Here is a 13,516-nt window from a genome sequence, read left to right on the forward strand (position 1 = left end):
TACGGCGACGGGTCTCGATCCTTCGTCACGCCCGACATAAGTAGGGCGGACGGGCCGGAGGCCACCGGACCCGGCACAGGCGGTGTCAGGGAGTGTCGACCAGACCGTTGACCTGCGCCCAAGGCGTGTACGCCGGACGGTATCGATCGTGGAGGCGGTGCAGGTCAAGGAATCCGTCGACCCGCAGCACGCAGGGATCGGCGATAGCGAAGGCACCGAGGATGTCCGGGGCCAAAGCGTATGCCGCTCGCACCACCGCCCGGGGATCACTGACGAGCTCATCGAGATCGACCGTGACCCGAACCGGATCCTGTTGCGCCACAACGGCCAATGCGTGATCCGCCCGCTGGTGAGCATCGATTCCCCAACCCGCCATCGTGCTGATCGGCGTTTCGACCGCTACCGGCCCGGGCACACCGTCACCGAGCACAGCCAGGAGCAATTGGCCGCGAATTTCGCAGTCGCCGCCGGCGCCGGAGTTCGCGGCGTGGTGGGCCAGCAACGAGGTCAGTGCCACCAACTGCAGTTCGAGGTAGTCCTGCTCGACACTGTGGGAGACCTCATCGGCAGGTGTTGCATCGCCACTCGCCTGGACCGGTGCCGCAGCGAACCCCGCTCCGTTGTAATGCAATTCGGCCTGGGGATACGGCGAGGGGTCCTGGAACTCCGTGGTGCTGACGATCATGGCGCGCCGCACGCCCGCATACGCTCGTATCGGTCTCGGGAATCCGCCCAGCGGCGGTGCCGTGTAGGTGCTCCACGTGGTGAAGAACCCGTCGGCGTCGCGCAGTGCATCGGTTCCGGTCCGCCGCTTGTCCGCTGCGATGCTCGGGTGCAACGACACCGCGACCCACGGCGTCTGTGAGAGGGCGATCCGCGAAACCCCTTCGGTGTGCATGCGATCCAGAGTGGCGGACATCTGATCACGAGCGGCGAAGCGGTCGCGGTAGCGGGCCGCGATCTCGGATTCGCTCAACCGGTGAGTCGTCGGGCCGTCGCGCAGCGGGTAGAACAGCACTCTGCCGTTGTCGGAGGTGGCCACTGCGTGCGGTGCGCCGACGCGCTGAACCTGTGCGGCTGGCAGGCATCCGACTTCACCGAGACCACCGAGGAGCTCAGCGCCGTCGTCCGCAGCTGGGAGGAGCGGTTCGCCGCGCGCTTGGTCATGATCGGCTTCGATACCCTCTGGATCTCCGTCGGTTCCCCGCCGACGACCCTCGAACACGCGCAAAGTATCGCCGCCGGTGCGCTGCTGCAACGGACACTCCCTGCCCCGAGACAACAAGGCCCTGGTGGGCTGGATCCTGTGCCTAGCGCCGGCCGCCGCCGACGGGAGCTCCACGGCACGGACCGGGCATCGCACACACCAGTGCCGGACCTGCGACACGACGGTCTACACCCCGCCGCTGGACTACCCCGAATGCGCCTGCGAGCGGCGCGCGGCCGGTCGCAGCGAATCCTGAAACCGAGAGGCTAGACCTCTCAGCCTCAAGTCCCCCCGGGCTTGGGCCAGCACCGGATCGTGCGCGAAGAACTGCGGTCAGGTCGTCTCAGGCTGCGGCTGGTCGACGTGGTCGTTGTTCTTCGGCATGCGCGCGTGTACCTCGCTCAGGCTGCGCGGAGAATGGCCGGGCGAGGAACGGACACCGCGCCTGGCCTGGACCAGTCGTGTCCGACCAGGAAGGGGTGCGCGAAATGCGAAGCCTGGAAGAGGAATTCGCCGACTTCATCGACCAGGTGAAGCGAATCGACTGGGACACCCTCGCCGCCCGGCGTGATGAACTGCGCAAGGAACTGACCGTCCTCGACCATGCGGTGGCCGCCGTCCCCGCCGGCGCCCGCCGGAGCGAGCTGGACAAGCTGAGCCGGGAGGCCGTCGCGGTGCTGGAGCGCCGAGTCTACGCCCTGGACCACCGCACCGGGCTCGGGCCCGACCGACGCCGGGAGCGGTAACCGCACCGGGCTACCGAGACATCGGCGATCAGCTGCATCGCTCTCATTCGGACCTACGAAGCTTGTCTCGTAGCCACTGCGGCGTATGGGCGTCGTCTCGGGGAAAGTAGTCGAAGTCGAGTGCATAGGCACCGTCGGTGAGTTGAGGGACGAAGTTGGGCTCGTGATCGTAATCGAAGCTGATCGTGACCTTGCCTGAGCTGTCGAGGACAAACTCTGCGGTGAACCACGTTCCAATGTCAGGTCGATACATAGCCGAACGCAGTTGATCGAACTCACGCATGACGATGCGAGGCGGTGAGTACCGTTCCGTCGCATCATCATTCGTGACAGCCTCCAGGCGGGCTGCGTCGATCTGCACAGTCCCCAGGAACTCGAGCCGAAGCTGTTTCCACCCACCGGGCACTGCATCGGTCAATGCCTGACCGATCTTGTCCAGGAGCTCGGAGGACGGTTCGAACAGGGGCTGATTCATGGCATCTCCGACTCGAGTCACGCAACAAATACTGCATGACGACCTCGCCGACAGTCCGGCTTGTGGTCCGAGGGCCCGTTGCCGATCCGGAGAACCCGTGGCCGGTCGCGGCCGTCCGCGGCGGTTGTAGCGCAACTGCCCAAGACCCGGCGGCTATGCCCCGGAATCGGCCAATCCTTCGGATTTCAGTGCGGCGCTCGCGATTTGCGGGACGTAGTGCTCCGTCACGAATGTTTCGATCGCGAGTTGGTGATAGCCGTAATAGAGACCGGTCCGGATGTCGGTGAGGGCGTACTCGATCGCGGGTGCGTCGTCGCCGAGTTCAGGAAATGCTCGAGGATCGATGTAGCCCCAGGCCACGGTGCTCGCGCATTCGGCGTCCAATGCCGGCCGCAGCTGCACATTTGGGGAAACCGTTGCGACCGGTGAGGTGTCGAACAGCGGTTCGCGCACTGGCCATGCTGCTCGGCGATAGATATCCCCCACGTCGTGTTCTGCCTACGGGCACCGCGAGCCGCCCGGAGACCACAGTGGCGCGCCCCGTGAGTGCCGGGTCCTCCAGTCGCACAGCGTAGTAGCGCATGTCGGCGCGCACGCTTTCGAGTACTTCGGCGCGCCCACGGATGCGGCGATTCGGTCGAGCGCGGGTCAAAGCCGCAATGGTGCTCAGCCGATCGCGTGCAAGATCCACGCGCCGATCCTACTGTCCGCCGCCACCGTGTTCGTCGGACAAGTGCCGGTGTTCCGGTGGAGTGCTTACGCTGATGTGCGCTCATTCGCGCAGGCTATTGCCAGAGTGGTGCGCTCTCATGGACCGTGCTCAATCCCCGGAACTCGTCTTCGGCCATACCGTCGTCGACAGGGCAGTCGGGTGCGCGGCCCGCCATCACACCGCAGTCCGATTCCGTGTCATACCAAGGTATTACATCGAACGAGAATCCGGTCGATAGCTTCGAATCGTCACTCCCGCCCTCGGCATGCCGAGCAGTTCCCGCTGAAATCGAAGCTCCGATCAGCATCGACCAGTCGGCAGCGAGGACGGGCGAAGTTGGCATCCCCGACTCAGCTCTCAGGAAGACTCATGACGACATCAGCCTCGGTCCCCGAGTCGGTTCGACGATCATCGCGTCGCGGCACCGATGGGGATTACGCGTCCCTGTTGCGCCGGGTCACCGACGCGGGACTGATGAACCGGCGTCCCCTCTACTACGCGGTCCGGCTCAGCCTCGTCGGGATCGCATTCGCGGCCGGTTGGGTGGCGTTCGTCCTGCTCGGCGACTCGTGGTGGACGCTCCTGGTCGCGGCGTTCATGGCCGTGACGTCCGCTCAGGTCGCCCTCGTCATGCACGATGTCGCGCACCGCCAGGTCTTCCGGCTCCGGCGGCCGACGGAGGTCGTGGGCCGGATCGTCGGCAACGCCGGTATCGGCCTGGGGTACGGCTGGTGGCAGGACAAACACACCCGGCATCACGCCAACCCGAACCACGAGGAACTCGACCCCGATGTCGCGCCCGACATTCTGGTCTGGTCCCAGCGGCAGGCGCGGGCCAGTCGCGGCCTGCCTCGTCTCATCGCGAGAGCGCAAGCCTTCCTGTTCTTCCCGCTGCTGCTGCTCGAGGGCCTGAACCTGCACGTGGCCGGTGTCCGTGCGCTGAAGAATCGATCGGTCAAACACCGCGGGCTGGAGGGCGCGCTGCTGTTCGGCCACTTCATCGCCTATCTGGCAGCATTGTTCGCGGTGTTGTCCGCGGACAATGCCATCGCGTTCCTCGCTGTCCACCAAGCGCTGTTCGGCCTGTACATGGGCTGCATCTTCGCCCCGAACCACAAGGGCATGCCGACTCTGACCGGAGATGACCGCCCCGACTTCCTACGTCGACAGGTGCTGACCTCCCGCAACGTGCGGGGCGGCGTGTTGACCGACCTTGCCCTCGGTGGACTCAACTACCAGATCGAGCACCACTTGTTCCCGAGCATGCCGAGTCCGAACCTGCGTCACGCCCAGGTGATCGTCCGTGACTACTGTTCCGAAATCAGCGTGCCCTACCACGAGACGGGACTGATCTCCTCCTACCGCGAGGCCCTGAAGCACCTACACAGCGTCGGCGCACCCCTCCGCATCACCGACCGACAGCAGAACGCCGGATGAACGTTCCCGCACTGCACCGCGTCTGACGTCCGCAGCCCGCTCACGTCGAGGTCGAAATCCATTGTTCGATAGCAGCATTGACCTCCCGTGGGCGCTCGAGCCCGACCCAGTGCCCCGCGTCGAGCATGACCTCGGTGAGGTTGCGGCAGTGCTCGCGCATCGGGTGCGCCAGGGCCGATTGCGCGGTGTCGGCGACCGTGTCGTAGCGTGCTCCGATGAACAGGGCCGCTACCTCGAGGTTGCCGTCGGCGGGCGAGGCATCGCTGTAGGCGAGATTGTCGGCGTGATTGAGGTAGTAGGCCGAAGCGCCGGAGAAGCCGTTGCGGACGAACGAAGCGTGCATTTCGTCGAATAGCTCCGCATCGAGCACCCGTTCGTCGAGCGGGAGGTCCGGGACGGCTTCGGCGCCGCCGAACCAGCCGCCGCCACGGGTCACCGTCGAGGTGACACCGGGTTTACCGGCATCGTCAGGGTTTCCGCTGCGATAGAACACCTTCAGCGTGCGCCCGGGGTCGGCGTCGAACATCGCCGTCACGTGGTCGGAATGCTGCTCGTAGTACCGCATGTAGTCGAATTGGGCATCCGGGTAACGGTTTTCGGGATAGATGTCGCGGTTGACGTAGCGCAGCATGTGGTCGATCCCGCGCTCGAGAGTGCGATACGGCACCGACAGGCTGACCACGCCGGAGCAGACGCCCGGATGGTGCGCCGCCAGACTCCACACCGTCGCGCTCCCCCAGTCGTGACCGACCCAGATCGCCCGATCACGCCCCAGGTGAGCGAGCAGGGCCACCATGTCGCCGACGAGATGACGCTGCGCGTAGGCGGTCGGATCGACCGGAATCGCCGAATCCCCATACCCGCGCATATCCGGAGCCACCACTCGGAACCCTCGGGCGGCGAAGTAGTCGAGTTGCGCCTGCCACGTCCGCGCACTCGCGGGCCAACCATGAACGAAGACGATCAACGGCCCGTCGGAGGGACCGGCGTCGAGATACGAGAGGGAGCCGACAGAATTCCGATTCACCATCGTTGTCACCGCAGGAATTCCCGGACGTGGCGGCCGAACAGGTGGGCGTGCTGGAAGTGGAACGCGTGCCCACTGTGCGGATAGAGCGCCAGGTAGGCGTTCGGGATCCGTTGCGCGAGAACGTATGCCTCGTAGGAGGAGACCATGACATCGTGAATTCCGTTGGCGGCCAAGGTAGGCGCGGTGATCTCGGAGAGGTGCGGCAGCGCCGAGTCGACCCCGGAGGCATAGGCGGCGATCGCGGCCTGCTGCGCCTTCACCGCGTCGATTCTGACTACTGACCTCGACGCGAGCAGACGCCGATCCAGCCGGCGCAGCGACGCAAGGCCCGCCGCGCGCGCTTCGCCGGTTTCGGGGTAGAAGAGGTAGAGAAAATCCTCGTCGTCATTGACGTCCTTGCCCGCCACCTGCCACACCTTCGCCGGAGCCTTGGGTGCGTCCGGCACCGCGCCCGGACCGCACCCGGCCAGCACGAGTCTGCGCACCGATTCGGGGTGTTTCAGCGCCAACCATTGCGCCACACCACCGCCCATCGACCAGCCCAGCACGTCGTATCGAGCGATCCCGAGCGCGGCCATGAACCCGGCGGCCGCGTCCGCCATCGCGGGGATCGAGTCGCGCGCCGTCCCACCGGACGCGCCGATCCCCGGGCTGTCGAACACGATCACCTGACGCTCGGACGCCAAGTCATCGAGCAGTTCGGGGTCCCAGTGATCCATCGTTCCCCGGAAACGCTGGGTCAGCACCAACGGCGCCGCGCTCGCGGCGCCGAGCGATCGATAGGCGATGCCCTCACCGCCAACGTCCACGAATTGGGTTGTGGCTTCGGCAGATACTGATGTCGACATGAGGTCCTTCCGATCCGGCATGGCCCGCGTGGCCACGCTTCAAGCTACCTGACTATATATAAATATAGCTAGACCGAAGCGGAGATACCTGCGCCCCCACATGCCGCTCGGTGCCGCCCCGTTCTTCAGCATGCCGCAGGGAAACGGCCGTACTCGCCCACAGCCTCATCACGCACAGCCGCACATGAAACCACCAGCGCCGCAACCACGTTCATGCTTCAGGCGAGACGTAGCGGCTCGCGCTGTGCCCAGGCCACGAGGTCCGGATCAATCAATGGTCGTAACCCTGATTCAGATGGCGAGCTGGTTCAGCAAGGTCAGGAACTCGTCGGTGGGGTGCAGCTCGAGAGAGTCGTCGGCCTGTTGGACGTAGGTGACCAGCTCGATACGGCCGCCGTGCCATCGGTACAGGTGCGGACTTGTCGGCCACGGATCGTTCGCGAAGTGGTGCACAGCCAGCGCGGCCAAGATCTGCCCAGCCTCGAGCACGTCGATACCCTCGATCGGGGCGGCGTAAATGCTGAGTTCGGCCGGAACGGTGAATATCGCACCAGCGCGGCCGATGACGTCGGGATAGTCGCCGAGCCACAGCGCATGCGCGCTGGTGTAGTCGTTGCCTTTGAGTAGAAACCAGGGCGGGGCGCCCTCGGGAAAGTCGGCCCGCTCGACATCCAGCGGCCCATCGGTCCGCGTGTTCTGCTCGGCGAGCGCGAACAGATCGCCTTCATCGACGTCCCAGCTCGCCAGCAGCTGGTAGGTGACCGGCGAGATGGTGTGTACACCGTCGAGCACCACGCGCTGGGTCAGCCCGGGGGCCACTGGTCGGCAGACGCATGCAAGCTGATCGTGGGTGCTGTCGGGGTACAGCCGAGTGCGCACCAGTGCCTGCACCGCGGCGAACCCCATCGCCTCCAGCGGTTCGGCATCTTCGACCTCGTCGTGGCTCAGCCCGGTGCTGAGGTGGTCGGCGACCAGTGCCGCCCAGTCCTGCGGTGGCGCGGCGGCGACTTCGCGTATCAAGTTCTCCAGGTAGTAGACCGTGGTCCCGGTCGGGCCGGTCACCGTCACCTCGCCGTCAGCGGTCACCCGCGCGGTGTAACCGTGCAATTCGGCGGCAGTGCAGAACAATTCCGTGACCTGCCCGCGAACGTCGCTCATCGCCCGTCCCTCCCCATTACCAACGCAGGTTGGAGTTATCGAACTGGCCTGCCGGACCGAGCGTAGAGGCCGACCCGGACACAATCGCGGCCGAACAGCCCGGCGGCATCGCCAACGAACCCACCATCGCTGTAAAAGTGGTTGAGCCGCAATATGTTCGACTGATCGAACCGGAGCCGACCGCAGCGGCCGAGGACAGTCTCACCGAGGGTTCGCACGCGAAGTATTCCGGCCGCTTCAACATCTTTGGATTGTGGCCACACGCGGCCACCGATCCCAGCCACGTCTACGCCTGCGACGGAACCTGGGCCTTCGGCCACAGCGGATGGACATCCGCGGCCGAACTACTCCAGGCCAGTCGGGCAGCCGAACCCACAGCGGCTACCACTCACAGCCAATAGCGAGGGATCTCGATGAGTTCTGCGCGCGGCACTGGCACCGCAGCCGGGCTGAGTTCATCCACGATCCTTGGCCACGCGCCTGCGCCTTCGTCGCGCGATTCGACCACGCCGATCTCCTGTAACCGGCCACACGCGGCCTAGGCCGAGCATCCAAGCATCCGAGATCGCCTTGGCTTCGGATATTCAGTCCGGTACACCCCGGAGCCACGATCGAGGGAGTTCGGAGGCTCGGCGCGAACTCTGTGCATGCACACGCTGGCCGTTCGGGATAGCGATGATCCCGACGGGCCGCCGGTCGCGTATATCTCGGGGGCCGTCTACGGGCAGCCATCGATAGACCCGGACATCTCTTGGCAGTGGGACATCGTCAAACCGTTCCATGCAGGGATCCTCTACTTCAGTGATCCTTTGCTGGCACCGGCAGGGCATCGGCTCGGTAATACTGCCTGCGCTGCGGGCGTATCCGGATTTGGCTGAGGTCTCGACGTTTCAGTGCAGTATCGAGGATGACAACATCGCCAGCCAAAAGGTCGCTGGGGCAGCTGGATTCGAACGGATACCTCTCGAGGCCGACCTCAACCGCGCCGACAAGAGCATGCACTTCTATCGGTTTCGCCGACGCGTCACCCTCTGACGACGGGGCGTGTTGATCGCTCGTGCGATGCGAGGCCCGACAAGGCGCTCGGCGGCGGCGAGCGGATACCAGGCAGCACCCGTCACTTCGGACTCCTGGATGACTCCGACCTCGGCCGCCGTCGAGAAGGCGAACCCGAAGTCGAGATGGAAGTGGGCTGGCTCGCCTTTTGCCGGTCGCGCTGGCACCTCACCGAACTCGATGTAGGCAGGGGACGGTGACATGAGGGCGACCTTGCCGGGGTCAAGGCCGGTCTCCTCTGAAAGCTCGCGCGCTACTGCACCGATCAGCGTGGTGTCTCCTGGCTCGAGGTGGCCGCCGGGCTGCAGTGTAATCCCGTACGCGAGGTGGTCGATGAGCAGTATCTCGGCGCCGCCGCGGACCACGAGCGCGCCGACCGTCACATGCATCGGGTAAGTCCGCCTCGCGGCGAAATGCTCGCCTTGACGCAGCAGGCGCATGGGCTCGGACAGCTGTGCAGCCTCCTCCGGGTAGCTCTCCAGGTAGGCCAACAGCGCGCCGGAGATATCGGAGTCACTGATGGCCATGCACCGGTACCTTATAACTCGGCATGGACCGGTGCACCCGCCACGAGGGGCGACACGCGAGTGTCTCGCAGATCATCGCGCGCAAAGCCTCGACCACAAGACACGTCGGTCAAATGCGTTGAGGTGGAACCTAATACTGGTGGACCTATACGACCCGGCCATCACTGTGACCCAACTGAAGCGTGCTGGCCGCGAAATGCAGTGGCATCCTGCCATCGCTGTCGGCTCGTTTGACATCCTCGGTGACGAGGAGTTGATTCACTGTAGCCAGGCCAGCAGTTGCAGCGGCGTAATGCAGTGGTATGCGGGGTCCCGCTGTGCGCAATGAGTTTTCGGGTCGACGGCGGGCACGCCCTGCGAGGCGTACTCCAGGCCTGGCCACTGGACGCGGAACGCGTCGACGACGGCCGGCAGCGAGGGCCGCAGGGTCGTGGACGTCGTCGAAGACGGTCGCGCCAGGCTGGGGGTAGACCTGCGCGATGATTCCCAGCAGCAGCCACCGGCTGTCGACGAGCACGCTATCGCGGGCGGCGCTCCGATTTCAGCAACTGAAGCACATGCTCCGGGGTGGCGGTCCAATCGTCCTTCATCGGAGCTAACAGCTGATAGATCTCGGCGGTAGCGCCAGCCAATTCTGATGGCAGGTCAGCGTCGGTCAAAGTGGCTGCGATCTCAGACATCTCGGGTATCCACCGCCACGCGCGGGCGGCGACTCCTGGTAGGTAGTCGCGGTCCGCGAGCATCGGCAGACCCATCAGGTCCGCTTCACGAACAAGCCCGGCGGTGACGCCGTGTGTGTCCGCGAGAGCGTGCGCGATTGCGACCAGCGCGCGGCTGGTCCTCAGGAATGACGCAGTGGCCATTTTCAGGGCGCTGGCAGCGCCGATCTGTTCAGCCACGACCGTGGTGTCGAATCCACTGCCCGACAGCAACTCGACAACCGGGTTGATGGTCGGGGACGGCCCAGCCATGTAGATGCGGGGGGCTGTGTCTGCTGTCGGCGGCGGCCCGGAGACCATGGCGTCGACTACGGTGGCCGCGGTAGTGAGTAGGTCGCCGATCGCGTCCATGCGTTGCGGGCTGATGGCGTTGGCGTCGACATAGACACCCGAGTACCTGGTCTGAGCGACCGCGCGGGCAACGGACTCGGCAGCGGCCGCCGGGCAGATCGCCATAACGATCTCGGCCTGACCGAGCAGCACCGTGAGGTCCTGGACCGGGTGCAACCCGGCGGCGCCGGCCCGCTTATGAGTGGCTGGGCTACGGCCAGTGGGACACCACAGGACGTCGTGGCCTGCAACGGTGAGGCGGGCGCCGATCGCGGCACCCATCTGTCCGGGATGGAGCAGCCCAACGATCATCGCCACATCGTAAGCATTGACGTAGGCGTGGGCTGTCTCGGTGAGGCACCGAGGCGTTCAGCAGTGATGTCGCTGTCGACGAGGTCGACAGCGCCGGGCGCTCCAGCGACGCGTGGACGTGACGCAGCCGCCGTGCGATCGACTCGGTGCGCCGCGTACCGCCGGCTTCGAGCATCGAGTCGATCGCATCTGCGGCCCCGTCGAGGTCTGAGCGACCCAGCCGCACCAGCGCCAGATCGACTTGCGCCAATGCTTTTTCCCGACGCGGCGTGTCTCAGGTGGATCGGCATCGTAGAGCCGTATGGCGTCAGCGGCCGCGGTCTCGGCCGCTGCGAGGTCGGAGGAGCTGCCGAGCCACAGCCGGGTAGAGGACACATACAGCAGCTGTTTCGAGACCGGAACGTAAGCATGCCGCCCAGGTCATCGTCGTCGAGAGTAGTTCCTTCGGAGGGAGTGTCTGAGCTGCGGTAACAGGTTTGGACTGTTGCGGTGGTCGGGTGGCGGCCTATCCTCGGGGCGGCTCGAATCCCCCGATCACCTGCTCCAGCAGTTCGGCCAACCGCAGCACTGTCCGGTCCTCGAACATCGGTCCGATCAGTTGCACCCCGACCGGCAGGCCCTCGGGAGAGCGGCCCGCGGGGATGACGGTGGCGGGCAGGCCGGGCAGGATCGCCAGCGCTGTCCACACGAACTGGTCGCTATAGGGGTAGGCGATGCCGTCGATGTCGATGTGGCGCTGTTCGCGGCGCGGGTTGTGGTCGTGCGGGAATGCCGGGGTCGGCATGACCGGGCAGACGACGGCGTCGAACTCGGCGAAGAACTCCCGCCACTGGTGGCGTTGCAGTTCGCGGCGCTCGACCGCTTCGGTCCACTCACGGTGGCTGTACACCATCGCCCGTAACCGGGCCGCCTCGAGACCATGGTCGGCGGCGGTCAGTCCGGCGGCGAGTGTCTGCAACTGCTCGTACACTTCGGCCGGTCTGGGCACCGATATCGGCGCCCAGCAACTGCGCGAAGAGCGTCGCGGCATCGGTCAGGTCGGGCAGGAGCCGACTGTGCTGCTGGACGCGCGCGCCGGCGCAGACAAGTGCGTCGGCTACCCGGTTCACCCCCGCGCGCTCAGCGGACCCGACCGGAATGAGCGGGTGTTCGTCGAGGACCAGGACCCGGAAGTCGCCGAGCCGCTCGTGGCGCGCGGGCGGCAGCGTGAGCTGGTATGCCATACCGAGGGTCAGCGGATCTGGCCCGGCCATCACATCGAACAGCAGCGACAGGTCGCGGGCAGTGCGGGCCATCGGGCCGACGACGGCGCGGTCCGAGTCGACCGGCAGCGCCGGCGCGGGCGGCGGAGCCATGCCGCGCACGGCCGCCAGCCCGGGTGTCGGCTTGTGCGCGTAGATACCGCAGCAGTGGGCCGGAGAGCGCAGCGAACCGTTGCGATCGGAACCGATGACAGCGCGCCGAATCCGGCTGCCAGGGCGGCAGCCGATCCGCCGGAGGATCCGCCCGGCGTCCGGCTGTGGTCCCACGGATTGCTGGTGGTGCCGTAGAGCTCGTTGAAACTCTGCCAATCTCCCAGCATGACAGGCACATTGGTCCTTTCCGAGTACCACGGCGCCCGCGTTCTTCAGTCGCGACACCTGCACGGCGTCCTCGTCGGGCAGATGATTCGCATACGCCGGCATACCCCAGGTGGTGGGCAGCCCAGCGACGTCGAAAGACTCCTTCACCGTGACCGGAATGCCGAGCAGCGGGCGATCTTCGCCGCCTGCGCGGGCCCGATCGGCAGCCCGGGCCTGGTCGAAGTCCGGTACACAGATGGAATTGATCGCCGGGTCGTAGCGCTCGATGCGGGCGATCGCGTCGTCTGTCAGTTCCATCGAGGTCACCTGACCGGCCCGCAACGCCACCGCGAGTTCTTCGGCCGACTGAAAGCTCCACCCCACGAACGGATTCTACGACTCGGCCTACCACCCGAACACCAGCACCCAGACCCCGCCGGCGGACGACCGAACGAGTGCAGTGAACCTGTCAGATCGTGGCCTTTTGCTGTTGCCTCCGTGTAGTTTTCGTCAGCGTCAGTCGCCGCACTGGTCCGTCGCTGGTTGCCTGTATGGTTCCAACCCGCGAAACTCATGTAGTGACAGCTGAATCAGCTCAAACTGATGACTCCAATCAAGAGGGTGCCTCCGGGCATCCGATGCAGCCGAAGTACGCAGAGCTGACGGCCTCGCCGGAAGAGAATCTCGTCATCGATGACGTCAACGTCCCCCTCAGCCCAAGCCCCAGCGTCATCGATGACGTCGACGTCCGCTCCCGCGCCGGCCACGTCCCCTTGATCATGGAACTCGCCTCGCTCCCGATGCTCAGCGTGGCCGTGCGGGGATTGGCTAAGAATCCTGAGAAGCTTGGTGCTTACTTGCCTTCTGTCGTAACGGGATTCGTCGACGGCTGGCGGAAGCTCGATGCGGCCCGAGGATGGTTGCGCAAGGAGCGGGCCGAGAGAAAGGGCAGCCTTGCTCGCGAGGTCGAAGCCGCTGAGGCTGAAATGCTTGCGCGTGTGCCCGCCATCCGTCGTGCCCTGGACGCGGCGATCAGCGAGATGAACATGTCCCTAGCGGCGCTTCGGATCGAGCTGATCAGCGAGCGCGATGAGCACCAGCGTGCCCGCTTGGAGGTTGAGATCGGTCAGACTGAGCAGGCCCTCGAAATCCAGCGTGGGCTGCTGAACGAGCTCCGTCCCAGAGCCCGATCTCAATTCTCCTGAAGGCCCGCTCATCCGATAGGCGGCACTCGGTCTCGGCGGGTCTACCGGGCCGGAACCGGATTGGCCTCCGGCGTCGGCTGGCGCGGCGCGGGCGCAGTTGGGTGCCGCCGGCGAGCGCACGCTGTACTACCGATACCTCCGAACCGAGTGATGGACGAGCTATTCGCCGTGGGTCTGGTGATCGAGGTGGCG

16 protein-coding genes and 1 pseudogene are annotated in these 13,516 nt (G+C 65.7%); 6 read left to right on the plus strand and 11 right to left on the minus strand.

Features of this window, described 5'->3' with window-relative positions:
• Positions 1-85 precede the first annotated feature (85 nt).
• Positions 86-1,042, minus strand: a complete 957-nt coding sequence (locus ACQP1O_RS22445; RefSeq protein ID WP_433560460.1) for a hypothetical protein — start codon at positions 1,040-1,042, stop codon at positions 86-88.
• 3 nt (positions 1,043-1,045) lie between these two features.
• Between ACQP1O_RS22445 and ACQP1O_RS22450 the strand changes: the two genes are divergently transcribed.
• Both ACQP1O_RS22450 and ACQP1O_RS22455 read left to right on the plus strand, forming a co-directional pair.
• Entirely contained in the window at positions 1,046-1,477 is a 432-nt protein-coding gene (locus ACQP1O_RS22450) for a DUF4253 domain-containing protein (protein WP_433560461.1), read from the plus strand.
• Between the two features lie 218 nt (positions 1,478-1,695).
• Entirely contained in the window at positions 1,696-1,953 is a 258-nt protein-coding gene (locus ACQP1O_RS22455) for a hypothetical protein (protein WP_433560462.1), read from the plus strand.
• 43 nt (positions 1,954-1,996) lie between these two features.
• On the opposite strand, the gene ACQP1O_RS22460 is transcribed toward ACQP1O_RS22455, so the two are convergent.
• The 3 genes and pseudogenes from ACQP1O_RS22460 to ACQP1O_RS22470 form a co-directional block, all read right to left on the minus strand.
• Complete coding sequence (locus ACQP1O_RS22460) at positions 1,997-2,428, minus strand: hypothetical protein (protein WP_433560463.1); 432 nt, start codon at positions 2,426-2,428, stop codon at positions 1,997-1,999.
• Between the two features lie 153 nt (positions 2,429-2,581).
• Positions 2,582-2,881, minus strand: coding sequence for a hypothetical protein (locus ACQP1O_RS22465; RefSeq protein WP_433568018.1), 300 nt, complete (start codon positions 2,879-2,881; stop codon positions 2,582-2,584).
• A gap of 1 nt (position 2,882) precedes the next feature.
• Positions 2,883-3,011 (minus strand): annotated as a pseudogene (locus ACQP1O_RS22470) (hypothetical protein); the annotation flags it as partial.
• A gap of 498 nt (positions 3,012-3,509) precedes the next feature.
• Here ACQP1O_RS22470 and ACQP1O_RS22475 point away from each other — a divergent pair.
• On the plus strand, positions 3,510-4,577 hold the full coding sequence (locus tag ACQP1O_RS22475) for a fatty acid desaturase family protein (RefSeq protein ID WP_433560464.1): 1,068 nt from the start codon (positions 3,510-3,512) through the stop codon (positions 4,575-4,577).
• Positions 4,578-4,617: 40 nt separating this feature from the next.
• On the opposite strand, the gene ACQP1O_RS22480 is transcribed toward ACQP1O_RS22475, so the two are convergent.
• The 3 genes from ACQP1O_RS22480 to ACQP1O_RS22490 all read right to left on the minus strand — a co-directional run bounded on the left by ACQP1O_RS22480 (position 4,618) and on the right by ACQP1O_RS22490 (position 7,613).
• The gene (locus tag ACQP1O_RS22480; protein ID WP_433560465.1) at positions 4,618-5,607 is read right to left on the minus strand and encodes an alpha/beta fold hydrolase; all 990 of its coding nucleotides are present in this window, start codon (positions 5,605-5,607) and stop codon (positions 4,618-4,620) included.
• 5 nt (positions 5,608-5,612) lie between these two features.
• The gene (locus ACQP1O_RS22485) at positions 5,613-6,416 is read right to left on the minus strand and encodes an alpha/beta fold hydrolase (RefSeq protein ID WP_433560466.1); all 804 of its coding nucleotides are present in this window, start codon (positions 6,414-6,416) and stop codon (positions 5,613-5,615) included.
• Positions 6,417-6,746: 330 nt separating this feature from the next.
• The gene (locus tag ACQP1O_RS22490; protein WP_433560467.1) at positions 6,747-7,613 is read right to left on the minus strand and encodes a hypothetical protein; all 867 of its coding nucleotides are present in this window, start codon (positions 7,611-7,613) and stop codon (positions 6,747-6,749) included.
• Between the two features lie 29 nt (positions 7,614-7,642).
• Between ACQP1O_RS22490 and ACQP1O_RS22495 the strand changes: the two genes are divergently transcribed.
• Both ACQP1O_RS22495 and ACQP1O_RS22500 read left to right on the plus strand, forming a co-directional pair.
• Complete coding sequence (locus ACQP1O_RS22495; RefSeq protein ID WP_433560468.1) at positions 7,643-8,014, plus strand: hypothetical protein; 372 nt, start codon at positions 7,643-7,645, stop codon at positions 8,012-8,014.
• 246 nt (positions 8,015-8,260) lie between these two features.
• On the plus strand, positions 8,261-8,491 hold the full coding sequence (locus ACQP1O_RS22500) for a hypothetical protein (protein WP_433560469.1): 231 nt from the start codon (positions 8,261-8,263) through the stop codon (positions 8,489-8,491).
• A gap of 126 nt (positions 8,492-8,617) precedes the next feature.
• Here ACQP1O_RS22500 and ACQP1O_RS22505 read toward each other — a convergent pair whose 3' ends face one another.
• The 4 genes from ACQP1O_RS22505 to ACQP1O_RS22520 all read right to left on the minus strand — a co-directional run bounded on the left by ACQP1O_RS22505 (position 8,618) and on the right by ACQP1O_RS22520 (position 12,503).
• Positions 8,618-9,196, minus strand: a complete 579-nt coding sequence (locus tag ACQP1O_RS22505) for an NUDIX hydrolase (RefSeq protein WP_433560470.1) — start codon at positions 9,194-9,196, stop codon at positions 8,618-8,620.
• Positions 9,197-9,714: 518 nt separating this feature from the next.
• Positions 9,715-10,557 (minus strand): DUF1932 domain-containing protein, encoded by an 843-nt coding sequence (locus ACQP1O_RS22510; protein WP_433560471.1) that lies wholly within the window; start codon positions 10,555-10,557, stop codon positions 9,715-9,717.
• A gap of 505 nt (positions 10,558-11,062) precedes the next feature.
• Entirely contained in the window at positions 11,063-11,449 is a 387-nt protein-coding gene (locus ACQP1O_RS22515) for an amidase family protein (protein ID WP_433560472.1), read from the minus strand.
• Positions 11,430-12,503 (minus strand): amidase family protein, encoded by a 1,074-nt coding sequence (locus ACQP1O_RS22520; protein WP_433560473.1) that lies wholly within the window; start codon positions 12,501-12,503, stop codon positions 11,430-11,432. Before ACQP1O_RS22520 ends, ACQP1O_RS22515 begins: the two co-directional genes overlap by 20 nt.
• A 194-nt stretch (positions 12,504-12,697) precedes the next feature.
• On the opposite strand from ACQP1O_RS22520, the gene ACQP1O_RS22525 reads away from it, so the two are divergent.
• Entirely contained in the window at positions 12,698-13,324 is a 627-nt protein-coding gene (locus ACQP1O_RS22525; RefSeq protein WP_433560474.1) for a hypothetical protein, read from the plus strand.
• Positions 13,325-13,516 lie beyond the last annotated feature (192 nt).

Source organism: Nocardia sp. CA-151230, assembly GCF_050942175.1.
In the GTDB taxonomy this organism is placed as follows: domain Bacteria; phylum Actinomycetota; class Actinomycetes; order Mycobacteriales; family Mycobacteriaceae; genus Nocardia.

What these genes read in the sequence shown, in the direction of transcription:
- ACQP1O_RS22455 (WP_433560462.1), top strand. Translation starts at nt 1,696, where the DNA reads ATGCGAAGCCTGGAAGAGGAATTCGCCGACTTCATCGACCAGGTGAAG.
- ACQP1O_RS22500 (WP_433560469.1), top strand. Translation starts at nt 8,261, where the DNA reads ATGCACACGCTGGCCGTTCGGGATAGCGATGATCCCGACGGGCCGCCG.
- ACQP1O_RS22490 (WP_433560467.1), bottom strand. Translation starts at nt 7,613, where the DNA reads ATGAGCGACGTTCGCGGGCAGGTCACGGAATTGTTCTGCACTGCCGCC.
- ACQP1O_RS22480 (WP_433560465.1), bottom strand. Translation starts at nt 5,607, where the DNA reads ATGGTGAATCGGAATTCTGTCGGCTCCCTCTCGTATCTCGACGCCGGT.
- ACQP1O_RS22475 (WP_433560464.1), top strand. Translation starts at nt 3,510, where the DNA reads ATGACGACATCAGCCTCGGTCCCCGAGTCGGTTCGACGATCATCGCGT.
- ACQP1O_RS22515 (WP_433560472.1), bottom strand. Translation starts at nt 11,449, where the DNA reads ATGGTGTACAGCCACCGTGAGTGGACCGAAGCGGTCGAGCGCCGCGAA.
- ACQP1O_RS22510 (WP_433560471.1), bottom strand. Translation starts at nt 10,557, where the DNA reads ATGATCGTTGGGCTGCTCCATCCCGGACAGATGGGTGCCGCGATCGGC.
- ACQP1O_RS22460 (WP_433560463.1), bottom strand. Translation starts at nt 2,428, where the DNA reads ATGAATCAGCCCCTGTTCGAACCGTCCTCCGAGCTCCTGGACAAGATC.
- ACQP1O_RS22505 (WP_433560470.1), bottom strand. Translation starts at nt 9,196, where the DNA reads ATGGCCATCAGTGACTCCGATATCTCCGGCGCGCTGTTGGCCTACCTG.